The 25,642-nt window shown below is 61.7% G+C and carries 24 protein-coding genes; 3 read left to right on the plus strand and 21 right to left on the minus strand.

Translation table 11 applies throughout. The features are described 5' to 3' along the window. Window positions 1–329: 329 nt before the first annotated feature. From FHS09_RS10075 to FHS09_RS10155, 17 genes are all read right to left on the minus strand, one after another. Window positions 330–1,565, minus strand: coding sequence for an RICIN domain-containing protein (locus FHS09_RS10075; RefSeq protein ID WP_343057460.1), 1,236 nt, complete (start codon window positions 1,563–1,565; stop codon window positions 330–332). Window positions 1,566–1,739: 174 nt separating this feature from the next. Continuing rightward, window positions 1,740–2,201 carry a hypothetical protein gene (locus FHS09_RS10080; RefSeq protein WP_221191925.1) on the minus strand — a complete coding sequence of 154 codons (462 nt, stop codon included), beginning with the start codon at window positions 2,199–2,201 and terminating at the stop codon, window positions 1,740–1,742. Between the two features lie 19 nt (window positions 2,202–2,220). Then, window positions 2,221–2,604: a DUF6152 family protein gene (locus FHS09_RS10085; RefSeq protein ID WP_221191926.1), complete on the minus strand. Its 384-nt coding sequence runs from the start codon at window positions 2,602–2,604 to the stop codon at window positions 2,221–2,223. Window positions 2,605–3,032: 428 nt separating this feature from the next. Further along, window positions 3,033–4,016, minus strand: coding sequence for a lipoyl synthase (lipA, locus tag FHS09_RS10090; RefSeq protein WP_183459414.1), 984 nt, complete (start codon window positions 4,014–4,016; stop codon window positions 3,033–3,035). Beyond that, window positions 4,009–4,707: a lipoyl(octanoyl) transferase LipB gene (gene lipB / locus FHS09_RS10095; protein WP_183459416.1), complete on the minus strand. Its 699-nt coding sequence runs from the start codon at window positions 4,705–4,707 to the stop codon at window positions 4,009–4,011. The genes lipA and lipB overlap by 8 nt, the downstream gene beginning before the upstream one ends. Further along, on the minus strand, window positions 4,707–4,994 hold the full coding sequence (locus FHS09_RS10100) for an HP0495 family protein (protein WP_183459418.1): 288 nt from the start codon (window positions 4,992–4,994) through the stop codon (window positions 4,707–4,709). Before FHS09_RS10100 ends, lipB begins: the two co-directional genes overlap by 1 nt. Before the next feature lie 225 nt (window positions 4,995–5,219). Further along, entirely contained in the window at window positions 5,220–6,368 is a 1,149-nt protein-coding gene (locus tag FHS09_RS10105) for a D-alanyl-D-alanine carboxypeptidase family protein (protein ID WP_183459420.1), read from the minus strand. A 45-nt stretch (window positions 6,369–6,413) separates the two neighbouring features. Beyond that, entirely contained in the window at window positions 6,414–7,280 is an 867-nt protein-coding gene (locus FHS09_RS10110) for a septal ring lytic transglycosylase RlpA family protein (RefSeq protein ID WP_183459422.1), read from the minus strand. 198 nt (window positions 7,281–7,478) lie between these two features. Then, the gene (mltB, locus tag FHS09_RS10115; protein WP_246394802.1) at window positions 7,479–8,468 is read right to left on the minus strand and encodes a lytic murein transglycosylase B; all 990 of its coding nucleotides are present in this window, start codon (window positions 8,466–8,468) and stop codon (window positions 7,479–7,481) included. A 55-nt stretch (window positions 8,469–8,523) separates the two neighbouring features. Beyond that, the gene (rodA, locus tag FHS09_RS10120) at window positions 8,524–9,669 is read right to left on the minus strand and encodes a rod shape-determining protein RodA (protein ID WP_343057461.1); all 1,146 of its coding nucleotides are present in this window, start codon (window positions 9,667–9,669) and stop codon (window positions 8,524–8,526) included. Next, window positions 9,662–11,548 carry a penicillin-binding protein 2 gene (gene mrdA, locus FHS09_RS10125; protein WP_183459426.1) on the minus strand — a complete coding sequence of 629 codons (1,887 nt, stop codon included), beginning with the start codon at window positions 11,546–11,548 and terminating at the stop codon, window positions 9,662–9,664. The genes rodA and mrdA (FHS09_RS10125) overlap by 8 nt, the downstream gene beginning before the upstream one ends. A gap of 166 nt (window positions 11,549–11,714) precedes the next feature. After that, on the minus strand, window positions 11,715–13,604 hold the full coding sequence (gene mrdA / locus FHS09_RS10130) for a penicillin-binding protein 2 (RefSeq protein WP_183459428.1): 1,890 nt from the start codon (window positions 13,602–13,604) through the stop codon (window positions 11,715–11,717). Between the two features lie 149 nt (window positions 13,605–13,753). Continuing rightward, entirely contained in the window at window positions 13,754–14,230 is a 477-nt protein-coding gene (gene rlmH, locus FHS09_RS10135; protein ID WP_183459430.1) for a 23S rRNA (pseudouridine(1915)-N(3))-methyltransferase RlmH, read from the minus strand. A gap of 36 nt (window positions 14,231–14,266) precedes the next feature. After that, window positions 14,267–14,599 carry a ribosome silencing factor gene (gene rsfS, locus FHS09_RS10140; RefSeq protein WP_183459432.1) on the minus strand — a complete coding sequence of 111 codons (333 nt, stop codon included), beginning with the start codon at window positions 14,597–14,599 and terminating at the stop codon, window positions 14,267–14,269. A gap of 23 nt (window positions 14,600–14,622) precedes the next feature. Further along, on the minus strand, window positions 14,623–15,285 hold the full coding sequence (nadD, locus tag FHS09_RS10145; protein WP_183459434.1) for a nicotinate-nucleotide adenylyltransferase: 663 nt from the start codon (window positions 15,283–15,285) through the stop codon (window positions 14,623–14,625). Window positions 15,286–15,384: 99 nt separating this feature from the next. Beyond that, entirely contained in the window at window positions 15,385–16,674 is a 1,290-nt protein-coding gene (locus FHS09_RS10150; RefSeq protein WP_183459436.1) for a glutamate-5-semialdehyde dehydrogenase, read from the minus strand. Between the two features lie 129 nt (window positions 16,675–16,803). Further along, a complete protein-coding gene (locus FHS09_RS10155) occupies window positions 16,804–17,469 on the minus strand; it encodes an LON peptidase substrate-binding domain-containing protein (RefSeq protein ID WP_246394811.1) in 666 nt (221 codons plus the stop codon). A gap of 128 nt (window positions 17,470–17,597) precedes the next feature. Between FHS09_RS10155 and ypfJ the strand changes: the two genes are divergently transcribed. Both ypfJ and FHS09_RS10165 read left to right on the plus strand, forming a co-directional pair. Beyond that, complete coding sequence (ypfJ, locus tag FHS09_RS10160) at window positions 17,598–18,479, plus strand: KPN_02809 family neutral zinc metallopeptidase (RefSeq protein WP_183459438.1); 882 nt, start codon at window positions 17,598–17,600, stop codon at window positions 18,477–18,479. Between the two features lie 74 nt (window positions 18,480–18,553). Next, complete coding sequence (locus FHS09_RS10165; RefSeq protein ID WP_183459440.1) at window positions 18,554–18,835, plus strand: peptidylprolyl isomerase; 282 nt, start codon at window positions 18,554–18,556, stop codon at window positions 18,833–18,835. Between the two features lie 56 nt (window positions 18,836–18,891). Here the strand turns inward: FHS09_RS10165 and FHS09_RS10170 are convergent, their stop codons facing one another. The 4 genes from FHS09_RS10170 to mpl form a co-directional block, all read right to left on the minus strand. Beyond that, on the minus strand, window positions 18,892–21,465 hold the full coding sequence (locus FHS09_RS10170) for an efflux RND transporter permease subunit (protein ID WP_183459442.1): 2,574 nt from the start codon (window positions 21,463–21,465) through the stop codon (window positions 18,892–18,894). 266 nt (window positions 21,466–21,731) lie between these two features. After that, the gene (locus tag FHS09_RS10175) at window positions 21,732–22,001 is read right to left on the minus strand and encodes an Rdx family protein (RefSeq protein ID WP_183459444.1); all 270 of its coding nucleotides are present in this window, start codon (window positions 21,999–22,001) and stop codon (window positions 21,732–21,734) included. Continuing rightward, window positions 22,001–22,621 (minus strand): UbiX family flavin prenyltransferase, encoded by a 621-nt coding sequence (locus tag FHS09_RS10180; RefSeq protein ID WP_183459446.1) that lies wholly within the window; start codon window positions 22,619–22,621, stop codon window positions 22,001–22,003. The genes FHS09_RS10175 and FHS09_RS10180 overlap by 1 nt, the downstream gene beginning before the upstream one ends. Before the next feature lie 28 nt (window positions 22,622–22,649). Next, the gene (mpl, locus tag FHS09_RS10185; RefSeq protein WP_183459448.1) at window positions 22,650–24,038 is read right to left on the minus strand and encodes a UDP-N-acetylmuramate:L-alanyl-gamma-D-glutamyl-meso-diaminopimelate ligase; all 1,389 of its coding nucleotides are present in this window, start codon (window positions 24,036–24,038) and stop codon (window positions 22,650–22,652) included. A 314-nt stretch (window positions 24,039–24,352) separates the two neighbouring features. Between mpl and FHS09_RS10190 the strand changes: the two genes are divergently transcribed. Then, window positions 24,353–25,615, plus strand: a complete 1,263-nt coding sequence (locus FHS09_RS10190; protein ID WP_183459450.1) for a 6-phosphofructokinase — start codon at window positions 24,353–24,355, stop codon at window positions 25,613–25,615. Window positions 25,616–25,642: the final 27 nt, after the last annotated feature.

Consider the following 25,642-nt stretch of genomic DNA (forward strand, 5'->3'; position numbering starts at 1 on the left):
AGGCTGATGCTCGGAATACTTAGCCCTTTGCGACGGGGGCGTTTCTGTTGCTGGCGAAGGAGATATATCGGTTAAGTGAAGGAGAGCTGTGGGAGCGCCCCTGGGAACGCCGGGCTCCAGCTCGGCAAGCGGGCCTGCGGGCCTGCGGGCCGCCCGGGCGAATACAAGATTCGCCCCTACAGCGCGCTTTCGTCGTTCCGACGCAGGCCGGAACCCAGGTGCCACCTGGATACCGGCCTGCGCCTGTATGACGAGCCAATAAGAACTTGAAATAGAGTATCTGTAAGTCCCGGGGTCGCGTCCCGGCAACGCCGAATCCCAGCTCGGTTCTACTGGTACACCCTTATATAATCCACCTCATACTTTGCCGGGAACTCAGTGTTGCTGGGATCCCCTCCGTTATTGCCACCTATCGCCAGATTGACAAGCATATACTTTGGGCTGTCGACAAAGGGGTTGCTGCCGTCTGGGTTTGCCACATTGCTTAAATCAGTTTCGTTCATTAGCGCACCATCCACATAAAGACGGATGGTGTTTGCATTCCAGTCCATCGTCCATACATGGAATTCATTTTCCCAGTTGGGATTGATATCTCTTAGTGAGGAGAGTGATCGGGAAGAGGAATCCCAGGCGGCGGACCAGGGATCGGAGTTATTGGCCTTCCACGCGACATTGGCCAGAATTTTATTCTGGTAGTATTCCATAATGTCGATCTCGCCATTTTCCGGCCATTTTCCGTAACCGAGCATCCAGAACGCCGGCCACATACCGCTTCGGACATCGATTTTTGCGCGCATTTCAAATCGGCCGTAAGTCCAGTCCACTTTTTCGGAAGTTTTGAGGCTGGCCGACGTATAGGCGGCGCCCTCATAATTCTCCCGATGAGCGGTGATGGTCAATACACCGTTTTCCACCCAGGCGTTTTCCGGTCGCGCGACCGTGTAATACTGGGCTTCGTTATTGCGCACCAGTCCCTCCTCGTAGCCCCAATAGGTGCTATCGGGCAGTCCGGTATAGGCAAATTCTTCCGACCAGACGAGGGATAGGCTCTCCGTTTCCGGGTACATGTCTCTCGCCTGTATTAGCTCGAACTGTTGATTGTGGGTACCGTAATAGGTGTACTGACGAATATCACCGCCGTTGCTGGTGCTGTGCTCCCATACATCCAGCGCCTTGCCACTGTGCCGGGAAATAATGCTCACGTATCCATTGCCGAGCTCATTGATTTGCCACTGCTGATTGTTTGTTCCGACGTAAGAGTATTGGCGAATTTCACCACCACTTTCTGTCGAAAAATCCCAGACATCCAGAGATTTAGCGCTGTGCGCCGGTCGTATGCTGTAGTACCCGTTACCCAAATCGGTAACATCAAACTGCTGGTTGGTACCGTGGTGATAGGACCATTGCTGGATATTCGCTCCGTTACTGGTGCTTTGGCTGGCCACGTCCAGCGCAAGACCACTAAGCGGGAAACGATGGCATAACGCCCGTTGGGAATATCTGCCACAGAGGAGAAGGTTGTTAACATCAAAAATAAAAGAAGACTGCGCGTGAAAGGCCGCCACGCCGCTTCCACCCCGCGGTGGGCGGTTGGAGGATGCGCAACTGTGGTAATTATCGTTGGAAGGTGGCATCGGCAAACACACCCAGACCAGTTTCCTTCCACTCCGGGGAAAATGGAGGTGCAGGCGGCGTGGACTGAGTTGGAGGAATACCTGTCGGGCAGTACCGTCCGGTAATCAGAAATACCCCAGCAGCCTCCCCAGGCAAAGCGCCGCCCCCCAGGCCACCACTGAAATGGCCGCCGGCAGTCTCGCAACGTCGGCTTTCCACGGTCCACTAACCCGCGTATGCCAAGCCAACCAGAGTGCGTTAGTGATGGCAAGCAGTACCACCAGCATCTTCGCCTGGAACCAGGGGGAGACCGCGTATTCGGTGGCGCGAGTGGAAAACAGCAGGGTCCCGCAAACCACCGCAATCACCAGCCCCGTCGCGGAAGTGGTCCGCAACACCTGCCATAGCGGAGCCAGGGGCAGGTTGCGCCACAGGCCCAGCAGCCGCAGATCCAATGGCACGATACCCCCAACCAATAGGGCCACCCCAAGGACATGGCCGGTGTTGACCAGTGGATACAGCCACACCGAGTTACGCAGTGTCGTGGCTATCCCGGAGCTTTCCAGGGCAATCAGCCAGGACTCCATGAGCCGGCTCAGCGAGTCGTCAGGAGTCACGCCCCGGGTAGAGGTTGTAATCCTCGCCATCGATCACCACGCGCTCCGCCTTCACCAGGCGCTGGCCCTTCCGGGCGGAGCGATGCCCATGTACGGTGATCTCGCGGCCCACGCTGAGCAGTTCGTCCTTCAACCCCGCCCGCTTGTTACGCCACGGCTGGCCGACTTCAATCACCCACTCCGCACCATCCACCTCAATGGTCACTTCGCCGTGGGGATTTCCCAGGCGTACGTCGGTAATGGTACCGGTGATTTCAAACTCCTCATCCGTGGCCCAACCCCAACCGTGATGGGCCGGGGACGCGGTGGACCACACCAGCAGGGCGCCGATGATCAGCGCCAGGAATCCGGATCGATTGCCAACAGTCATCATTATCTCCTCCCGGACAGGTGTCGGGCTTTTCCATGGGATACAGACAACAGTAGGCTAAGATCGGGGAAATGCTCAACGGGGAGCGATTGCGATTATCCACTCCGCCACCCTACTCCCCGCATTCGTATGAATGAGATACACAAGGCAAGTCCGACAGGACCAGATACGACATACCCCCTGTGCCAGGCATGATCATTTTTTGGTGAGGAGAAGAGACGAAAGTGAGAGGCGGGACTGCCGATTACCTGAAAATGGAGTGCCGGAAAAATTCTATGGTTCCGTTCGACAGCCCAATCCAGTCCACACGCCAGTAGAGACTGTCAGCAGGGGAAACCCTTCTTGGTCCCCGGGATGGCATTCCCCACCCCTGAGACCTCCAGTACAACCGATCGATGTGAATAACATTTATCGATGTAGAGGGCAGTAACTCAACTGACTTTTTCTCCGTGCGCCTGCTTGTCGGCGTGGTAAGAGGAACGCACCAGCGGCCCACAGGCGGCGTGTTTGAAGCCGATCTGTTCGGCGTAGCGGCGATACTCTTCGAATTCGTCCGGGTGCACGTAGCGCTGCACCGGCAGGTGTTCCCTGCTTGGTTGCAGGTACTGGCCAATGGTGAGCATGTCGATATCGTGCGCGCGCATATCGTCCAGTACGGCGAAGATCTCTTCCTTCTCTTCACCCAAGCCCACCATCAGGCCGGATTTGGTGAGCACGTCCGGGCGGCGCTTCTTGTATTCCTGCAGCAGTTTCAGCGACCACTTGTAGTTGGCGCCGGGGCGGGATTCGCGGTACAGGCGGGGGACGGTTTCCAGGTTGTGGTTGAATACGTCCGGGGCCTCGGCTTCGAGAATATCCAGGGCCACGTCCATACGCCCGCGGAAATCCGGGGTGAGAATTTCCACCTGCAGGTTCGGGGACATTTCGCGGGAACGCTTGATGCACTCGGCAAAGTGCTGGGCGCCGCCGTCGCGCAGGTCGTCCCGATCCACGGAGGTGATCACCACGTAGCGCAGGCCCATGGCGGAGATGGCTTCGGCCAGATGCTGCGGCTCTTCCGGATCAAGTGGCAGGGGTTTGCCGTGGCCGACGTCGCAGAAGGGGCAGCGGCGGGTGCATATCTCGCCCATGACCATAAAGGTGGCGGTGCCGCCGCTGAAACACTCACCCAGGTTCGGGCAGCTGGCCTCCTCGCACACTGTGGCGAGTTTCTGCGAACGCAAAATGCTCTTGATACGGTCCACCTCCTTGGAGGCGGGCACTTTCACGCGAATCCAGTCCGGCTTGCGCAGCACGTCGTCGCTGGCGATCACCTTGACAGGGATGCGTTCAACTTTATCGCCGTCACGCAATTTTTCGCCCTGCTGTAAGCGGCGCGTGCGTTTTACCGGTACCAGATCGGGTCTCTCAGCCATTGCTCGTTTCCTTTGCGGCGCTGCACGCCGTAAAAATGCTTTCGTCCGCAGTTTCCCAGCGGGCCTCGGACAAGTTCAAGGTGCCCAGTAATTCGCGCACATAAATTTCCGCCACCGCCTGCCAGCCGGGCACCGGTTGGACCAGCTCCGCCATCTGCACCATTTGCAGGCCCGCGTAGCCGCAGGGGTTGATGCGCAGGAAGGGCGCCAGGTCCATATCGATATTGATGGCGATGCCGTGAAAGCTGCAACCGCGGCGCACGCGCAGGCCGATGGAGGCGACCTTGTTGCCGGCGCGGGGGCCTTCGCTCAGGTAGACGCCCGGTGCATCGGCGCGGGGCGCGGCACGAATGCCGAACTCCGTCAGCATGGCGACAGTGGCGCTCTCCAGGGCGGTTACCAGCTCGCGCACACCCACTTTGGCGCGCTTAAGATCCAGCAGCGGATAGACCACCAGTTGACCGGGGCCGTGATAGGTCACCTGCCCGCCGCGATCCACCTGCACTACCGGGATATCCCCGGGATTCAGCAGGTGCTCCGCCCTGCCCGCCTGGCCCTGGGTGAACACCGGCTCGTGTTCCACGCACCAGATCTCGTCCGGGCTGTCGGCATCGCGGGTATCGGTGTAGTGGGACATGGCGCGCCACACGGTCTCATAGCCGCGCCTGCCCAGGTCTCTCACGGTGGTCATCAGAGCACCATATGCACGGACGGGTGAGCCTTCAGTTCCTCGAACAGCGCCTGCAGCTGCGGCTCGCCGGTGGCGACGATAAAGAAGGTCACGGAGGTGAACTTGCCGTTGCGACTCTCGCGCAGGGTGATGCGCTCCTCGTCCAGATCCGGCGCGTGGCGGCGCATCACTTCCAGAACAAATTCGTGCACCTGGTCATCGGAATCGCGCACGACCTTGACGGGGTAGTCCTCGCAGGGGAATTCGATTTTGGGGGGCACTTGGGGATCTTTGGAATCTTGGCTCATACCGCTCTCGTCGGGCACGCCCGTGTGCGTGTCGGGCCGGGATTATACAGCGGTGCGTGGTGAGTGGACAGGGAGGGCGGGAGGGGCGAACCCTATGTTCGCCCCCTCGGGCCTGTGGGCCATTGCCGAGTTGGAGCCTTCAGCGCTCTAGAACAGCTCGGCGCTCCCAGGGGCGGCTTCGCCGCCTTGCGGAGCTGGAGCTCCGCGGTCCCGGGTGCCGGCAGGTCAGTTGAAGAAGCCCATCACAAAACGCTTGATCGAATCCCAAATACGCTTGAAGAAGCCGGCCTTTTCCACTTCCTCGGCGGCCACTGCGGGCACGTCGGCCACGGTCTCGCCGTCCAGGGTGACCACAACCTTGCCTACAGGCTGGCCCTTCTCCAATGGCGCTTCCAGCTCGCCGTCGATGATCAGGTCGGCCTTGATATTCTCCTCGCCGCCACGGGGGATAGTGACGAAGACGTCTTCCTGTACCGAGATACCCACCTGGCCGGACTTGCCACCCCAGACACGCTCGGTCTGCAATGTGTCGTCCTTGCTGTACACCTTGTGGGTCTGGAAGTAGCGGAAGCCGTAGGCGAGCAGTTTCTGGGTCTCGGAGGCGCGCTTTTCATCACTGTCAGTGCCTACCACTACTGCGATAAGGCGCATGCCGCGCTTCACCGCGGAGGCCACCAGGCAGTAGCCCGCCTCCTCGGTGTGGCCGGTCTTGAGGCCATCCACCGCCGGATCGCGCCACAGCAGCCTGTTGCGGTTGGGCTGGTTAATGCCGGCGTAGCTGAAATACTTCTCGGAGTAGATGTCGTAGTGCTGGGGATGGTCGGCGATTACCGCGCGGGCCAGGGTGGCCAGGTCGCGGGCGGTGGTGAGGTGCCCCTCCGCCGGCCAGCCAGTGGAGTTGACGAAATGGGTGTCGCGCATACCCAGCAGTTCCGCCTGCTGGTTCATCACCTCGGCGAACACTTCCTCGCTGCCGGAGACATGCTCCGCCAGGGCGATACTGGCGTCGTTGCCGGACTGCACGATCACGCCGCGCAGCAGATCGATAACCGGCACCTTGTTTCCCACTTTGACAAACATCTTGGAGCCGCCCTTGCGCCAAGCCTTTTCGGAGATGCGCACCTGGTCGGTCTCTTTGATACTGCCCTTCTCGATCTCTTCCGACACTATGTAGGCGGTCATCATTTTGGTCAGGCTGGCGGGGGGGATCTGCTTGTCGGCATCGTGCTCCACCAGCACCTGTCCAGTGTGCGCGTCGACCAATATATAGGCAGAGGCGGCCAGCTGCGGTGGCGCGGGGATCAGCGACTGTTCAGCCTGGGCCAGTGCGGCGCAGATAAACAGGAGGGAGCAGACGATAAGGCGTTTGATCATGGGCAGTTGTCTCTTTAATTCCTCGTATTTTGTTGGAGATAGCTTCTAGTCGTAAACCACCTGAGGCTGGCCGAGCCGGTTCTTTTCCACCGATTCCCGCAGCGCCACCAGCACCCGCTGCTGGGAGATGGGCCCGATGCGCACACGGTAGAGTGTTTTGCCCGCGCGCTCAACGGGGCTGACCGATACAGGATAGTCGACAACCGCCGATACCCGCCCGCGGACCCTGTCTGCCTGGGAGGCGCTGCCGTAGGCACCCACCTGCAGGAAGGTGTTCGCGGGCAGCTTGAAGCTGGCATCTTCCGCCAGGGCTTCCCGCGCGGAAACATCTTTTTCCACCGCCAGTGTTTCTCCCGCCGTCGGCAGTGTCTCCGGGTCCAGCGCCACCACTTCCACCCGGGTCACACCCTTGTTGATGTAGCCGAGTTTCTGCGCGGCAGTGTAACTCAAATCGATGATGCGGCCCGGGACGAATGGGCCGCGATCATTGATCCGCACGATTACGCTGCGGCCGTTTTCCAGGTTGGTGACCTTGGCGTAGCTGGGCAGCGGCAGGGATTTGTGCGCGGCGGACATGGCATACATATTGTAGACCTCGCCGTTGGCGGTGCGCTTGCCGTGGAACTTGGTACCGTACCAGGAGGCGTGCCCCTGCTCCCGATAGCCTTTGACGCCGTTGCGCACCCGGTAGGTGACGCCGTTGACTATGTAGGGGGATTTGTTACCGGCCACACCCACCGGCTCGCGCACCGGTGTGGGTTCCGGTGCCGCCAGCATATCCACCGGCACCGGCGGGCCGCTGTCTCTGACCATATCCCCCGCGGGTTTTGCGGGCTTACTCTGCTGGCCACCGCAACCCGCCAGCAATAGAAGGATCAATGCCGCACCCAGGCAGGCGTTATTCTTGTACATGCTTCCCCCTGGCGCGCGGTACAAAAACTCCGCGTCCCCAAGCCATCGTTATCAGGAATGGTTTTTAAAATCAGGTTCTATGGATTATCGGAGCAGAAAAAGGTTCAGTTTAAACGGGCAGCGGTGAATTCGACATGACCCACGCCACAGTTTTTCCGAGCGGGCCTGCGGCCCGCAGCTCGGCGCTCCAGGAATATCTTACGGCTTGCCGCCGCGCGCCTTGACGATCTCCCGGCCCAGTTCGTAAGCCGCCATGGCGTAGAGGCGGCTGCGGTTGTAGCGGGTGATCACATAGAAGTTGTTCAGGCCGATCCAGTACTGCTTGCCTTTCTTCAACTGCAGGGAGAAGACATTGGCGGCCGTGTCCGCCTCCACCTGGGCGGTGGTGGGAAAGCCCTTTTCCGCCAGCTGGCCCACGGTCCAGTTCAGGTCCAGGGAATCGTTCACGAGGGTCATGTCGGCGTTGGGACGCGGCTGGCTCAATACAGTGACCGGCTCCCCGGGCTTCCATCCGTGCTCGGCAAAATAGTTGGCCACACTGCCGATGGCATCAGTGGTGTCTGTCCAGATATCCACCCGGCCGTCACCGTTGAAGTCCACCGCGAAGGCGCGATAGCTGGATGGCATAAACTGGCCGAAACCCATGGCACCGGCATAGGAACCCACGAGCGCAGTGGGGTCCACCCCCTGTTCACGGGTGAGCAGCAGGTAGTTTTCCAGCTCCTTGGTGAAGAAGGGGGCGCGGCGGGGATAGTTGAAGGCCAGGGTGGCCAGGGCGTCCAGCACTCGGTAGCTGCCCATGTTGCCGCCGTAGCGGGTTTCGATGCCGATAATGGCGACGATCATCTCCGCTGGCACGCCGTATTTCTTCTCGGCTTCTTCCAGCGTCTTGGCGTTCCTGTCCCAGAAATCCACCCCACCGGCGATGCTCTGGGGGGTGACGAACAGTTCGCGGTATTCGTACCAGGGCTTGGCCTTTTCCGCCGGGCGCTTGATGGCCTTGAGAATGGACTCTTTCAACCGGGCTTCGCGCATCAGTTCGATGAGTTCCTCGCGATCGAACTCGTGCTCGGCCACCATGTAGTCCACGAATTCCCTGGCGCTGGGGTTATCGCCGTGACCGGGTTCCTGGGCGCAGGCCGCAAGTATCAACCCCATTCCGGCCAGTAGTCCTGTGGTCCACTTCAAAACAACCGCTCCTGTTCTCATAATGCTTCTCTACAACTTCCGGATTTTTATCACTCTAAAATGACACCCTGCGCCTCTCTGTGCCAATGGCCATCAGGATACCAAAGCCCGCCATCAGGGTGACCACCGAGGTGCCGCCGTGGCTCACCAGGGGCAGGGGCACGCCGACCACCGGCAGCAAGCCGGTGACCATGCCGATATTCACAAATACATAGACAAAGAAAGTGAGGGTTATACTCCCCGCCAAGAGACGGCCGAAGACATCCTGGGCCACAAAGCTAATATAGATGCCCCGGGCAACGATCAGCAGGTACAGCGCCAACAGTAGCAGCGCACCGCGCAGCCCCCACTCCTCCCCCAGCACTGCGATGATAAAATCCGTGTGGCTCTCCGGCAAAAAGTCCAACTGCGACTGGGTGCCCTGCATGTAACCCTTGCCGTACAGCCCTCCGGAGCCGATGGCCGCCTTGGATTGGAAAATATTCCAGCCGGCGCCCAGGCGATCGGCATCGGGATTGAACAGGGTGAGGATACGCTGGCGCTGGTAATCCCGCAGCCCCCACTCCCAGATGGGCCAGGCGGCCGCAACCAACGCCACCAGCGCACCGCCGATCATCTTCCAGCTGAGCCCCGCCAGATAGAGGGCGAACAGGCCGGAGGCGGCGATCAAAATAGCTGTCCCCAGGTCCGGCTGGCGAACGATCAGCGCCGCCGGTACCGCGACAATAGCCATTGCCCCCAACACGGTGAGGAAAGACGGCGGCACAGGTCGGCTGTGCAGGAAGGCGGCCACAGACAAGGGGACCGCCAGCTTCAACGCCTCGGAGGGCTGGAAACGAAATCCACCGATTTCCAGCCAGCGCTGCGCGCCCTTGGCCCCCACCCCTATAAACAGCACCGCCACCAGCAGGCCGCAGCCGCCCACATAGAGCCAGGGCGACCAGCGCCGGTACATATCCAGCGGCACCTGGGCGGCGACCAGCATCGCCACGAAAGCCAACGCCAGGAACACCGCCTGCCGGCGCACATAGTGCACCTCGCCGCCGGCGGCGCTGTACAGCACTGTCAGACCCACGCCGGAGAGCAGCATCAGTAGCAGCAGCAGGGGGATATCGATATGCCAGCGGCGCGACAGGCTCGCCGGGCGGGAGAGACCGCCGTGAGAATCCGGCAGCCGGTGCATGTAATCGCGACTAGCCACGGCTCACTCCCTCGTCGTCTGCTTCGGCGGCGCGCACGGTATTTTCCATCGGGCGCGACATCCAGTCGAAGAAAAGCTCCCGAGCCACCGGTGCGGCCACCGCGCCGCCGCCCTCGCCGTTCTCTACCAGCACCGCTACCGCGATCTGCGGATCATCCACCGGCGCGAAGGCCACAAACAGTGCGTGGTCCCTGTGGCGCTCTTTCAATGCCTCGGAGTCGTAGCGCTCACCCTGGGCGATACCGACCACCTGGGCGGTGCCGGACTTGCCGGCGACTCTGAAATCCAGCCCGGCACCGGCTTTCTTGCCGGTGCCGTGGATACTGTTGACCACGGATTCCATCCCCTCGAACACCAGTTTCCAGTGCTCCGGTCTGGCCTCCACGTGGTGCAGAATTTCCGGTGGCTGCTCCACACCGTCCACCGCCATCACCACCTGGGGTTTGTAGTGGGTGCCGCGGTTGGCCATGGTGGCAGTCATCACCGCCAGTTGCAGCGGCGTGGCCAGCACGAAGCCCTGCCCCAGCACCGCGTTCAGGCTGTCCCCGGGAAACCAGGGCAGGCCGCGGGCACCGCGCTTCCACGCCCGTGAGGGGAACAGGCCGGGGCGTTCCACCGGCAGGTCAATGCCGGTTTTCGCCCCCAGGCCGAAGCGGTTGGCGATATCGTGCATGCGGTCGATGTTCCACTTGTGGGCCATATCGTAGAAGTAGACGTCGCAGCTCTCCGTCAGCGCCTGGATCAGGTCCACCTTGTCACCGTGGCCCCAGCGTTTCCAGTCCCGATAGCGCCGGGTATCGTTGGGCAGCCGGTAGAACCCCGGATCCTTGATGGTGGTTTCGGCGGTGATCACCCCGTCGGCCAGGCCCCCCAGGCCCATCATCGGCTTGAGAGTGGAACCCGGGGGGTACTGCCCCTGCAGGGCGCGGTTGAACAGCGGCACGTCGAGAGAGTCGCTGAGCGCGCGATAGTCGTTGAAGCTGATGCCGGTGACGAACAGGTTGGGGTCGAAGGACGGCTTGCTGACGAACGCCAGCACGCCGCCGGTGTTCACGTCGATGGCCACCACCGCGCCGCGGTTATCCCCCAGGGCTTCGGTGGCCACCTTCTGCAGGCGGGCGTCCAGGTGCAGGGTCAGCTCCGCGCCCGGCCTGGGGTCGTGGCGCTCCAGTACCCGCAGCACCCGCCCGCGGGCGTTGGTCTCCACGTTCTCGTAACCCACCTCGCCCAGCAGCAGATCTTCGTAGGAGCGCTCCAATCCCACCTTGCCGATGCTCTGGGTACCGCTGTAGCGGCGCACGTCCTCTTCACTGAACTGGGCCAGGTCGCGCTCGCTGATGCGGCCCACGTAGCCCACGCTGTGGGCGAAGAGGTCGGTGAGGGGGTAGTAGCGCACCAGTTCCGCTTCCACGGACACGCCGGGCAGGCGGAACTCGTTGACGCTGATGCGCGCGATCTCGTCCTCGCTGAGGCGGAAGCGCAGCGGTATTGGCTCGAACGGCCGCCGTCGTTGCAGGCGTTTGCGGAATTTCTGTACGTCGCTGTCTTCCAGGCGCACCAACTGGCCGAGCAGCTCCAGGGTGGCGTCCATGTTGCGGACCCGCTCGTGGACGATGGCCAGGGTATAACTGGGGCGGTTGTCCGCCAGCAGGGCGCCGTTGCGGTCGTAGATCAGGCCGCGGGTGGGCGCCACGGGGCGCACCTGGATGCGGTTCTCGTCGGACTGGGTGCGGTAGTCGTCATAGTTGACCACCTGCAGATTGTAGAGGCGCGCCACCAGCACCCCCAGCAACATCGCCACCCCCACGAGCGCCACCAGCATGCGGTTGTGAAACAGCCGCTGCTCGGTGAGGTGGTCTTTGAAGTGCAGATCATGCATGGGGTGACTGGAAGTTTGGCGCGTAAATTGATTACAGAGTGTACAGGTTTAATGCGGAATGATGAATGCGGAATCGGAATAAACAGTGAAACCGTGGGTCATTCCACATTCACGAGGCATATCCCTCCGCCCCCGCGAGGCGATCAAAAAGCCGGTGTAATCGCGACTAACCTCGGCTTACCTCCTCGTCGTCTGCTTCGGCGGCGCGCACGGTGTTTTCCATCGGGCGCGACATCCAGTCGAAGAACAGCTCCCGGGCCACCGGCGCGGCTACCTTGCCTCCGCCCTCGCCGTTCTCCACCAGCACCGCCACCGCGATCTGCGGATCATCCACCGGCGCGAAGGCCACAAACAGGGCGTGGTCCCGGTGGCGCTCTTTCAATGCCTCGGAGTCGTAGCGCTCGCCTTGGGCGATGCCCACCACCTGGGCGGTGCCGGACTTGCCGGCGACGCGAAAATCCAACCCTGCACCAGCCTTCTTGCCGGTACCCTTGGGGCTGTTGACCACGGATTCCATCCCCTCGAACACCAGGCTCCAGTGCTCCGGCCTGGCCTCCACGTGGTGCAGCACTTCCGGCGGCTGCTCCACGCCGTCCACCGCCATCACCACCTGAGGCCGGTAGTGGATGCCGCGGTTGGCCATAGTGGCGGTCATCACCGCCAGCTGTAGCGGCGTGGCCAGATCGAAGCCCTGCCCGAGCACCGCGTTCAGGCTGTCCCCGGGAAACCAGGGCAGGCCGCGGGCACCGCGCTTCCAGTCCCGCGAGGGGAACAGCCCCGGGCGCTCAACCGGCAGATCGATACCGGTCCTGGCGCCGAGGCCGAAGCGAGTGGCGATGCGGTGCATGTCGTCGATATTCCAGCGACTCGCCATACTCCAGAAGTAGATGTCGCAACTCTCCGCCAGCGCCTGGATCAGGTCCACCTTGTCGCCGTGGCCCCAGCGCTTCCATTGTTCGCGATAGAGCCGCGTGTCATTGGGTAGCTTGAAGAAACCTGGATCCTTGATGGTGGTACCGGCAGTGATCACACCCGCTTCCAGGCCACCCAGCCCCATCATCGGCTTAAGGGTGGAGCCCGGGGGGTACTGCCCCTGCAGGGCGCGGTTGAACAGCGGCACGTCGAGAGAGTCGCTGAGCGCGCGATAGTCGTTGAAGCTGATGCCGGTGACGAACAGGTTGGGGTCGAAGGACGGCTTGCTGACGAACGCCAGCACGCCGCCGGTGTTCACGTCGATGGCCACCACCGCGCCGCGGTTATCCCCCAGGGCTTCGGTGGCCACCTTCTGCAGGCGGGCGTCCAGGTGCAGGGTCAGCTCCGCGCCCGGCCTGGGGTCGTGGCGCTCCAGTACCCGCAGCACCCGCCCGCGGGCGTTGGTCTCCACGTTCTCGTAACCCACCTCGCCCAGCAGCAGATCTTCGTAGGAGCGCTCCAATCCCACCTTGCCGATGCTCTGGGTACCGCTGTAGCGGCGCACGTCCTCTTCACTGAACTGGGCCAGGTCGCGCTCGCTGATGCGGCCCACGTAGCCCACGCTGTGGGCGAAGAGGTCGGTGAGGGGGTAGTAGCGCACCAGTTCCGCTTCCACGGACACGCCGGGCAGGCGGAACTCGTTGACGCTGATGCGCGCGATCTCGTCCTCGCTGAGGCGGAAGCGCAGCGGTATTGGCTCGAACGGCCGCCGTCGTTGCAGGCGTTTGCGGAATTTCTGTACGTCGCTGTCTTCCAGGCGCACCAACTGGCCGAGCAGCTCCAGGGTGGCGTCCATGTTGCGGACCCGCTCGTGGACGATGGCCAGGGTATAACTGGGGCGGTTGTCCGCCAGCAGGGCGCCGTTGCGGTCGTAGATCAGGCCGCGGGTGGGCGCCACGGGGCGCACCTGGATGCGGTTCTCGTCGGACTGGGTGCGGTAGTCGTCATAGTTGACCACCTGCAGATTGTAGAGGCGCGCCACCAGCACCCCCAGCAACATCGCCACCCCCACGAGCGCCACCAGCATGCGGTTGTGAAACAGCCGCTGCTCGGTGAGGTGGTCTTTGAAGTGCAGATTGTGCATGGGTTAATGCGGAATGCGGAATGCGGAATGCGGAATAAACAACGAAACCATGGGGCATTCGTGAATGCACATACCTGTACCTCACCCCTTCATCTGGTGCAAATCGACAATCCTACAGATTTGCCACATTCCACATTTCACATTCCGCATTATTTGTGATACGGGTGTCCCGCGAGCAGTGTCCAGGCGCGGTACAGCTGTTCCGCCAGCACCACCCGTACCAATGGGTGGGGCAAGGTGAGCGGCGATAGGGACCAGCGCTGTCGGGCGCGCGCCAGGCAATCGGGCGCCAGGCCGTCAGGCCCCCCAACTAGCAGGCTGACGTTTTCGCCCAGCATCTGCCAGTCCGCCAGTTGCCGGGACAGCTGCTCCGTGCTCCAAGGCTTGCCCTTCACGTCCAGCGCGACTACATGGTCGCGTGGCGCCAGCGCCGCCAGCATCGCCTCGCCCTCTTTCTGGCGGGCCTTTTCCACCAGCGCCGGCGAGCTTTTCTGGCCGCGCTGGCCCAGGGGGATTTCCACCATTTCCAGAACTATTTCCCGGGGCAACCGCTTGGCATACTCGGCATAGCCTTCCTGCACCCAGCCCGGCATCTTGCCGCCAGCGGCGAGAATACGGATTTTCATCAATCTCTATACGCAGGGTGGATAAGCGCTGCGCATTTACTGCCTCCCGGTGGGCGTAAGTGACCAGAGCTTCTCCAGGTCGTAGAAGCTGCGCACATCCGCCAGCATCACGTGCACCACCAGGTCCCCGTAGTCCACCAGCACCCACTCGCCCTGCTCCTTGCCCTCGACGCCGATGGGACGGACTCCGGCTTTCTTGCCCTCCTCCACCACATTGTCCGCCAGGGACTTCACTTGGCGGTTGGAGGTACCGGTGCAGATCACCAGGGTGTCCATCACATCGCTCATTTCCGAGACGTCCAGGGCGACGATGTCCTTGCCCTTGAGATCTTCCAGTGCCCCCAGGGCGATATCTTTGATATTCGTCATAACACCTTTGCTTGAAACCTTGACTAGGGGCCGCTTTCAGTGGCCGTTCGATAGAGTTGATTGTTTTCAATATATTCCAATACCGCATCCGGCAGCAGGTAGCGCGGCGACCGGCCAGCGGCGATCAGTTGGCGGATATCGGTGGCGGATATCGGCAGCAGTGTCTGCTCCCGCACCACCAGGCGCCCGCAGGGCTCCCGGTGCAGTTGCCCTACCCCGCCACCCTGCCTCTCCAGCAGTTCCGCCACCTCTCCTTCCCCGGGCAGCCGCCAGCCCGGACGGGCGACCACCACCAGGTGGGCCAGCTCCAGCAGGCGCTCCCAGCGGTGCCAGTTGGGCAAGGTGAGCAGCGAATCCAGCCCCATGCAGAAGCTGATGGATACTTCCTCTCCCAGTTCCCCGCGCAGCTCCTCCAGCGTGTCCACCGTGTAGGTGGGGCCGGGGCGCAGGAGTTCGCGTTCGTCCAGTTGCAGTTCCCCACCGCCCGCCAGCGCAAGTGCCAGCATTTGCCGGCGGTGTTCCGCCGATACCCCCGGGCTCTCCCGGTGGCGCGGCTGGCGGCTGGGTAGAATACGCATCTCGTCGACCCCCAACGCCTCGCGAAGCTCCAGGGCCATACGCAGGTGGCCGAAGTGCACCGGGTCGAAGGTGCCGCCGAACAGGGCGATGGTGTGTAGCTTCTTCAATGAACAATTACCAATTATCAATAACTACTCATCCCCGCCGCTCCTACAGGGTGGTTTCCCTGAATCAATGCGGATTTCCTACGGGTGGGTAGTTATGGTTCATTGGCGGATATGGCCCTCACCAAGCACTATCCACTTCTGCGAGGTCAGCCCCTCCAGCCCCACCGGGCCGCGGGCGTGGATCTTGTCGGTGCTGATGCCGATCTCCGCCCCCAGGCCGTACTCGAAGCCGTCCGCAAAGCGGGTGGAGGCGTTGACCATTACCGAGCTGGAGTCCACCTCGGCGAGGAAGCGTCGCGCGCGGCTGTAGTCCCCGGTGACGATGGATTCGGTGTGGCCGGAGCCGTAGCGGGCGATATGATCCATGGCCGCATCCAAATCCTCAACGATACGGATAGACAGCACCGGCGCCAGGTATTCCTCGCTCCAGTCCGCTTCAGCGGCGGGGTTGCAATCCTCGAGGATCTTGCGCGTCCGCTCGCAGCCGCGCAGCTCCACACCCTTCTCGCGGTAGGCCTGCGCCAGCTTCGGCAGTATATCCGCGGCCACGCCCTCCGCCACCAGCAGGCTCTCCATGGCGTTGCACACGCCGTAGCGGTGGGTCTTGGCATTCAGCGCGATATCGAAGGCTTTCTGCAGGTCTGCGCGGTCGTCGATATATACGTGGCAGACGCCGTGCAGGTGCTTGATCACCGGCACCCGCGCGTCGCGGCTGACCCGCTCGATCAGGCTGGGGCCGCCGCGGGGCACGATCACGTCCACGTATTCCGGCATGCTGATCAGTGCGCTCACCGCGGCGCGGTCGGTGGTGTCCACCACCTGTACCGCGGTCTCCGGCAGTCCGGCCTCTGCCAGGCCGGCGGCGATGCAGACGGCGATGGCGCCGTTGGAGTGCAGCGCCTCGCTGCCGCCGCGCAAAATGGTGGCGTTGCCGGATTTCAGGCACAAGCTGGCGGCGTCGATAGTCACATTGGGGCGGGATTCATAGATGATCCCCACCACCCCCAGGGGCACGCGCATCTTGCCGACCTGGATGCCGCTGGGGCGGTATTTGAGGTCGTCGATCTCGCCCACCGGGTCCGGCAGCTCGGCGATCTGGTGCAGGCCTTCGATCATCCCGTCGATACGCTCGCCGGTGAGTTCGAGCCGGTCCAGCAGCGCCGCGTCCAGGCCATTGTCGCGCCCCGCCTTCATGTCCCGGTCGTTGGCCTCGGCGATCTGATCGCGGCGGACGTCCAGTTGTTCGGCAATGGCATGAAGTGCGCGGTTCTTGGTGGCGGTATCCGCCCGCGCCATCCGCCTCGATGCCTCGCGGGCTGCGCGGCCCATCTCTTCCAGTCTGGCTTGGGTGGATTGCTGTTCACTGGTATTCGCGGCGCTACTGTTCACTCCAACTCTCCGTGCTTTTTAACCTATCGGTTAAATAGGTCATCCTTACCTATTTAACCGGTCGTCCGTGAAATACTGGCGCAGATGCGTGGATCTGCTGGTATTTCCCGGACTCGCGCTGGCCTTCGGTCAGCGGCGGCACATCCTTGTGCCGCGCTGTGGGTCGGTCGCGCAGTATACCCCACCGGACCGCGGATTCACCGGGCCACAGGGGCTTATTCGCAACTCCAGCGATCCAGGCTGGCGGCGATACTGGCCAGGCGCTCCAGGGGATCCGAGGTGGCCAGAAGTTCCACACGCGCTCCGATCCTCCAGCGGTAGCAGTTGCGCCAGTTGCCAGGACAGGGCATCGGCGCTGTCCACCGGGGCAAACTGCAGGGACAGCATGGCCGCGTGTTGCTTCAACTCCCGCAATACTTCGAGCAGGCCGTCGCAGTTCGCGGGCACCGGCCTGGCCGGCTCGTCCGGCAGCCACTCCACCTCGTCGCCGATCAACAGGCCATCCTCCGCGCGGTGGGTTTCCAGTATCCGGAAGCGCCGCCCACCGCGCACCTGGATATGCAACAGTCCCTCTTCCCCCTGGCTCCAGTCGACGATCTGCACAGTGAGCCCAACGGGCCACACCGAAGCGCGCCCAACCTCCCGGCCATTGCGAATCAGTGCCACGCCAAAGCCGCTGTCTGTCTTCAGGGTCTCGGCCACCAGGCGCAGGTAGCGCTGCTCGAAAATGCGCAGAGGCAGAGTGACACTGGGAAACAGCGCCATACCGAGAGGAAAAAGGGGAATCTGTGGCAAAAGTGGTACTCCCGATCCAGTCGTCCGAACCCCAAGTTACCATTCGCGCGGGGGGGCGACTTCTTATAGAAAAGAATTGTATGCCAGCTGGTCTAAACTTTTCGGAGAAATCCCTTTTGGAGTCGCCCATGCGCTGGCGCCAGGGCCGCAGAAGCGAAAATATCGAAGACCGCCGCGGGGGAACCGGCGGCAGGTTGGGAAATCTTTTGGCCCTGGCCCCCCTGCTGCTGCGCAGTAAAAAGGGCTGGCTGATCCTCGGCGTTATCGTCGCTATCTACTATTTCAGCGACGGCTTGGACCACTTGCCCGGCGGCGGCCAACCCCCACCCCTGAGTACCGAACAGCCCGGCCAGCCGGGCACACACGGCAACGAGGTCGCCGATTTCGTTTCCGTGGTACTGGCAGACACCGAGGACACCTGGAACCAACTGTTCGAGACTGCCGGCATCCAGTACCAGCCGCCGAAGCTGGTGCTCTACCACGACACCGTGCGCTCCGCCTGTGGTCTCAATACCGCCGCAGTGGGCCCTTTCTACTGCCCCGACGACAGAAAGGTCTACCTGGACCTGAATTTTCTCAACGACCTGAAACAGTTGGGTGCGCCGGGGGATTTCGCCTTCGGCTATGTCATTGCCCACGAAGTGGGCCACCATGTGCAGAACCTGTTGGGTACCACCCAGAAGGTACAGCAGGCGCGCACACAGTCGGACAAGGCCACTGCGAATCGGCTGTCGGTAATGCTGGAATTGCAGGCGGACTGCTTCGCCGGCGTCTGGGCCTACTACGCCAACCGCGACCGTCAGATGCTGGAGCCGGGCGACCTGGAAGAGGGGCTGGCCGCTGCCTCGGCAGTGGGCGACGACCGCCTGCAGAAACGCACCGGGCACGCGGTATCCCCCGACGCCTTCACCCACGGCAGCGCCAAGCAGCGGGTCTACTGGTTCAAGCAGGGCTTCAACAGCGGCGATGTAACCAAGTGCAATACCTTTGCCGCTCTGGCGGGCCAGTGACAGCCGCGCTAAGCTGCTCTCCGTAAACAACAATTCCCGGCCGGTACCATCGGCCCATTTTATGGAGAAAACCCATGCCAAAGGCCACAGCCCGCCACATCCTGGTGGAAAACGAAGAAGAGTGCCTCAAGCTGAAAAAACAGATCGAAGAGGGCGCCGACTTCGGCATCATCGCCCAGGAACACTCCAAATGCCCCTCCGGCCGCTCCGGCGGAGAGCTGGGGGAATTCAGCCAGGGGCAGATGGTGCCTGAATTTGACAAGGTGGTATTTTCCGGTGACTTGAACAAGGTGCTGGGGCCGGTGAAGACCCAGTTTGGCTACCATCTGATCGAGGTTACCGACCGCAGCGAGTAAAAAAGCCGACAGTAACTCCTACAAAAAGGGCTGCCTCACAAGGCAGCCCTTTCCAGTCATGCGTTGCAGGCAACGCTGTCCTCTGACTTCTCCTCTTTATCTTCTGAAACCCCCAGCGGCTTGAACAGTAGCAACAGCAGCGGCAACAGAGTCAGCGATCCCAGCAGCGCCGCGGACATGGCCAGTGCAGTGAGCAGGCCGAAGTAGATGGACGGCACGAACTTGGACAGGGCCAGGATGGAGAAGCCGGCGATAATGGTGATCGCGGTGTAGAACATGGCGCGGCCTATGGTGGCGTGGCTGCGGTGCATGGTGGCCAGGTAGTCGCCGTCCTTTTCGAACTCGGCGCGGAAGCGGTAGAGGTAGTGGATCGCGTGATCCACACCGATGCCCACGGTGATCGCGGCGATGGTGATGGTCATCATGTCCAGCGGAACACCGGCCAAGCCCATGCCGCCGAGCACCACGCAAGCGGCGAGCATGTTCGGCACCAAAGCGATAATTGCCAGGGACAGGGAGCGGAACAGCACCAGGAACATCAGCAGGATGCCCACGAACACCGCGCCCAGGGTGAGTATCTGCGACTTGAACAGGCTCTGCAGCATATTGTTGTAGAGCACCAGCAGGCCGGTCTGGTGTATATATTCCGGCGTTATGCCCATATCGTTTTCCGCGTAGTCATAGATCCGCTGGATCAGTTCCTCGCGGCGCAGGTTGGGATCGGTTTCCATGGCGCGCAGGGTGATTCGCGCCTGGCTGTGTTCGACGGACAGATAGGGGGCCACCAGCACATCGTTGATGTCTTCCGGCAGGCTGGTGCGCGCCACTGCCAGTTCGAAATCGTTGAGAGGGCCGTTGTTTAAATCCCGCGCCACCTTATACAGGGTGGCCAGGGACTGCACCTTGCCGATTTCCGGTTGTTGCTCCAGGAAATCGTGCAGTTGCTCGATTTTCGCCAGCCCGGCGACGGTAAACCAGTAGCTGTTTTCCACTGTTTCCCCTTCCCCGCCGAACGGATCCTCGGCGGCAAACGGGTCTTCCTCGGCAAAGCCGTCGTCCGCCGTATCCATGGCGAAGGGATCCTCCTCACCCTCGAATGCCGGAACCTCTTCCTCCGGTTTATCCAGAATGATATCCAGGGTCACGGTACCCCCCAGGCGCTGATCGATCACCTGCATGCCCTGGTAGATTTCCGTGGATTTGTCGAAGTAGTCGATAAAGCGGTTTTCCACCTTCAACATGGAGATACCCACGACGCTGACCACTGCCGCCAGTAGCGAGACACCGAGTACAATGCCGCGGCGCCGCTCGGCGAAGCGGGAAAAAATCAGGGTAAAAACTCCGGAGTTGTCTTCCCCGACGCCGTCGGTACGCTTGCGCAACAGCATCAGTGCCGCGGGAATAATTGCGAACGACAGCACCAGCGCCAGGGTCACGCCGATGGTCATCATCCAGCCAAAGTCGATCACCGGGCGGATGCCGCTCACCACCAACGACATGAAGGCCACCATGGTGGTCAGCGCGGTGTACAGGCAGGGCTTGGCCATAAACTGGACCGTCTCCATCACCAGCCGCCGGCGCTCCCAGTCGGGGTTCTGCGCGGCGAACTCGCGGTAGCGCACCGCCAGGTGAATGGTGATGGCCAGGGTGATGATCAGCAGCAGGGCGACGAAGTTGGCGGAGATGACCGTGAGGCGCCAGTCCAACCAACTGAGCAGACCCAGCATCGTCACCGCGGTGACCACGCAGGTAGTCAGGGGCAACAAAACCCAGCGCGCCTGCCGGAAAATAACCAGCAGGGTGACGATAATAAACAGCAGGATACCGCTGCCGAACACCACCAGGTCGCTCTTGATAAAGGAGACCATATCGGCGGTAATCATCGATACGCCGCCGAGGAACAGCTCGGCGTTGTCCTTGTAACCTGTGAGGATTTCGCGAACCTCTTCCACCCGCTCGCGGGAGCGCTGCTCCCCCTGGGTGCGATGCTGCAGGTAAGTGACACTTACTTCTTCCAGACGCGCGACTTCTTCTCCGCTCAGCCCTTCATCACTATTGCGTTTGCGGCGCAGGGCGTCACGCTCGCGCACCAGTTCCAGGCCGCGGCGGTCCAGTTCCAGGTTGAGCAGCAGCGCGGTGGTCTGGCCGTCCGGGCTCAGGATCAGTTCGCGGTAGATGGGGCTGGAGAGAAATTCCTGGCGCGCCAGCTTTCTGTCCGTACCTGGGGTGGAGAGGGTGCGGATGCCGTCGGCGATATCGGTGATCGCCGGTTTGGGGCTGTACAGCAACGGAACATCTAGAATGGTCTGTACACTGGTTATGCCTTCCACTTGCGCCAGTTCATCGCGCAGGCGACGCAGGGTGGCCAGGGAATCGTCGTCGAACAGGTCGCCGTTTTTGTAGCGGTAGGTGACCACCAGGAAGTCGCCGGAGGAATAGCGCTCGGCGATCTCGCGGAAGTAATCCAGGGAGTCGTCGGTTTCCAGGGTAAGGGAATCGGCGGAGGCGTCCAGCTTGAAGCGCGGCAACCCCGCGGCCGCGACCAGAGTGAGCAGCGCGACGATCACCAGCACGGTTTTCGGATGCTCAATTACCAGTTTTTCGTAGCAGGTCTTTAAAGCTGACAACATAGGATTTCGCTTTTATAAAACAAAAATTATTCAAAAATTCTTCGGGTTTTGATCGGCACGTCGCCGCGCTCTATTTAGTGCTGACCATCTCCCTGTAGGAGCGGCCCATGGCCGCGATCGATGTCCGATTTATTCTGCGAAGTCAGATCGCGGCCAAGGGCAAATTTTTGCTCCTGCAAAATCTGCATTTCCGCTGGGCGGCACCCCGCCATCCCTGGCGGTCGCCGCTCCTACAATGCGACCTTTGCACTTCGGAGCAATCCGCTTCAACGATCGATATGACCCAGGTCGCGTTCCGGAAACAGCAGGTCGCGCACGCGTTTTTTCAGTTCCTTGGGGCCGGGAAACCCCCCGTCTCGCTTGCGCTCCCAGATCAACTGGTCGTCGACGAAAATTTCAAACACACCGCCACTACCCGGCTTGAGCGCCACCTGCTCCAGGTCGTCGGCAAAAGTGTAGAGCAGTTCCTGGGCCATCCAACTGGCCCGCAGCATCCAGTTGCACTGCACGCAGTAATGAATCGTTACCGTAGCCATCAATCTTCCCCCCATTTGGGCAGCAGTTTCTGTTCGATACCCAGTTGGTCCAACAGCCGTGCGACCACGAAGTCCACCAAGTCCTCCACCGACTTCGGCTTTTGATAGAAGCCGGGGCTGGCCGGCAGTATCACCGCGCCCATGCGCGTGAGCTTGAGCATATTTTCCAGGTGGATTTCCGAGTAAGGCGCCTCCCTCGGCACCAGGATCAGCTGCCGGCGCTCTTTCAACGCCACATCCGCGGCGCGCTCGACCAGGTTGTTGGAGGCCCCGCAGGCGATCGCCGACAGGGTGCCGCCGCTGGCCGGGCAGATCACCATACTGGCGGCGCTGCCGGACCCGGAGGCTACCGGGGAAAACCAGTCCCGCTTGCCGAACAGCTGCAACTGGCCCTCCCGGGCGTCGAAGCGGCGGTGGAAGAATTCCTCCAGTTCCTCGTCCCCCTGCTGAGGCAATCGGCAGTCGGTCTCGGTGTCGATCACCACTTTGGCAGCATCGGAGAGCAACAGCCAGACCCGGCAGTCGGCGGCCAGCAGGCATTGCAGCAGACGCAGGCCGTACTGGGCGCCGGAGGCGCCGGTTATGGCCAGGGTGACTGTTTTGGCAAAAGGGGATGTCACCGATAGGCTTCCTGGTTCATATAGGGGGCTAGGCGTTCCGGCCGTACTTCTGTTCCAGAGCTCCCAGTAAGCGCTGGTGAATGCCGCCAAAACCGCCGTTGCTCATCACCACAATATGGCTGCCGGGGGCGGCCAGATTAACCGCGGATTCTACCCCAGCCTCGATATTGCCGAAAATCTTCGCCGGCACGGTGGAATGGTGAACCACTTCACCCAGGGACCAGTCCATCCCCTCCGGTTCGTACCAGAGCACCAGGTCGGCGCCGGCGCAGGCGTGGGCCAGCTGTTGACGGTGACACCCCATGCGCATGGTATTGGAACGCGGCTCGATCAGGGCGATGATCTTTTCGTCTCCCACCTTCGCGCGCAGGCCGTTGAGGGTGGATTCGATGGCGGTGGGATGGTGAGCGAAATCGTCGTAGACGCGGATTCCCCCAACCTCTCCCAAGCACTCCATGCGGCGCTTGACACCCTCGAACAACCCCAGCGCCTGCCCAGCCAAGCTGGGGGGGACACCCACGTGGCGCGCGGCAGCCATGGCGGAGAGTCCGTTGCGTACATTGTGGAGCCCGGTCTGCTGCCACTCCACCCGCGCCACCTCGGCGCCACGGAAGTTCACCGCAAAGCTGCCACCATCCGGGGCGATATCCACCGCGCACCAATCGGCCAGGTGGACGCCCTCCCCGCCCTCGGCAGAAACCCGCTGAAGTTCGCTCCAGCAGCCCTGTTCCAGCACCTCCTCCACCGGCCTGTCGGCGGCGGCCACGATCAGGCCGTTGCCCGGCACGGTGCGCACCAGGTGGTGGAACTGGTGCTGGATGTCCGCCAGGTCGCGGAAGATGTCTGCGTGGTCGAATTCCAGGTTATTGATGATCAGGGTGCGCGGCCGGTAGTGCACGAACTTGGAGCGCTTGTCGAAAAAAGCGGTGTCGTACTCGTCCGCCTCCACCACGAAGAAGGGAGTATCCCCCAGGCGCGCGGATACGCCGAAGTTGTTCGGCACGCCGCCGATCAGGAAACCGGGATGCATATCCGCATGCTCCAGTATCCAGGCCAGCATGCTCGCGGTAGTCGTCTTGCCGTGGGTGCCGGAAACCGCCAGTACCCAGCGGCCGCCGAGAAAGTGATCACAAAGCCACTGCGCGCCGGAGGTATAAGACAGGCCCCGCTCCAACACCGCCTCCACAGCCGGATTGCCGCGGGACAGGGCGTTGCCGATGATCACCAGGTCCGGTGCCGGCTCCAGTTGAGCCGGATCGTAGCCCTCGGTGAGCTGGATTCCGGCATGCTGCAACTGGGTACTCATGGGCGGATAGACATTGGCGTCACTGCCGGTGACCCGGTGCCCCTCGGCCACCGCCAACTGTGCCAGGCTGCCCATAAAAGTGCCGCAGATGCCTAGAATATGGATGTGCATGCCAGTTATGCCTACTCCTACTGATTGCGGCGCAAGCTTACCATGGCACTTAAGCGCAGTAATTGCCAAATCCCGCGTTTTCGGTGCAATTGCAACGTCATTCCATTAGACTGCGCGCCGAATTTGCCAGCCTCTAGGTAGTTCAGGCGGTAAATTCGGTGACAATGCTCACTGCCACAGATTCCAGGGTAAGACGAAAATGCGCAGGATTAGCAGGGCTAATTCAAGCTTTTTTCAACGTAGCACAGGGCCTGTGGAGAAGAGACCTGGTATCGAACTTACCGCTTGAACCACTAGCCCGCCATAGGATAGATATGTCGAAGAAGAACGCTTTTTATGCCCAATCCGGCGGCGTCACGGCCGTGATCAATGCCTCCGCCTGCGGTGTGATTGAGGCCGTACGCGAACACCACGACCGGATCGGCAACGTGTACGCGGGGCTGAACGGCATTGTGGGCGCACTGCGCGAAGAGCTGATCGACGTGAGCCAGGAGAGTGCGGACAACATCACCGCCTTGCGCCACACTCCCTCCGGTGCCTTCGGCTCCTGCCGCTACAAGCTGAAGAGCCTGGAAGAAAACCGGGCGGAATACGAACGCCTGATCGAGGTGTTCAAGGCTCACGATATCGGCTATTTTTTATACAATGGCGGTGGTGACTCCGCAGACACCTGCCTGAAGGTCTCCCAGTTATCGGAGAAGATGGGCTATCCCATCCAGGCCATCCATATTCCCAAAACCGTGGACAACGACCTGCCGCTGACCGACAACTGCCCCGGCTTCGGCTCGGTGGCCAAGTACATAGCGGTCTCTACCAGGGAGGCATCGCTGGACGTAGCCTCTATGTGCGCCACTTCCACCAAGGTCTTCGTCTTCGAAGTAATGGGCCGCCACGCCGGCTGGATCGCCGCCGCCAGCGCCCTGGCCCAGGACCAGCAGGGCGATGCCCCCCATATCATCCTGTTCCCGGAAGTGGCCTTCGACAAAGAGAAGTTCCTGGCCAAGGTACAACAGACCGTGGAGGAGAAAGGCCACTGCGTCGTCGTTGCCTCCGAGGGCACCCAGTACGCCGACGGCACTTTCCTCGCCGACTCCGGCACCACCGACGCCTTCGGCCACAAGCAGCTTGGCGGCGTGGCGCCGACCCTGGTCAATATGATCAAGCAGGAACTGGGCCTCAAATACCACTGGGCGCTGGCGGACTACCTGCAGCGTTCCGCGCGCCATATCGCCTCCGCCACCGACGTGGCCCAGGCCTATGCCGTGGGCCGGGCCGCGGTGGAAATGGCCGTGGCCGGTAAGAGCGGCGTGATGCCCATCATCGTGCGGGATTCCGGCCCGGAATACAGCTGGTCCGTAGGCGAGGCCCCGCTGATCGAAGTGGCCAATAGGGAAAAGATGATGCCTCGGGACTATATCAGCGAGGACGGCTTCGGCGTCACCCAGGCCGCGCTCGACTACCTGCTGCCACTGATCCAGGGCGAGGACTACCCGCCGTATAAGAATGGCGTGCCGCAGTATGCCCGCTTGAAGAAGGTGTTGGTGGAGAAGAAGCTGAAGGAAAATTTCGGCATGTAACCAGCCGGCCGACATGAGTCGGCCACG

Origin of the sequence: Microbulbifer rhizosphaerae (assembly GCF_014191725.1) — a bacterium.
Classification (GTDB): domain Bacteria; phylum Pseudomonadota; class Gammaproteobacteria; order Pseudomonadales; family Cellvibrionaceae; genus Microbulbifer; species Microbulbifer rhizosphaerae.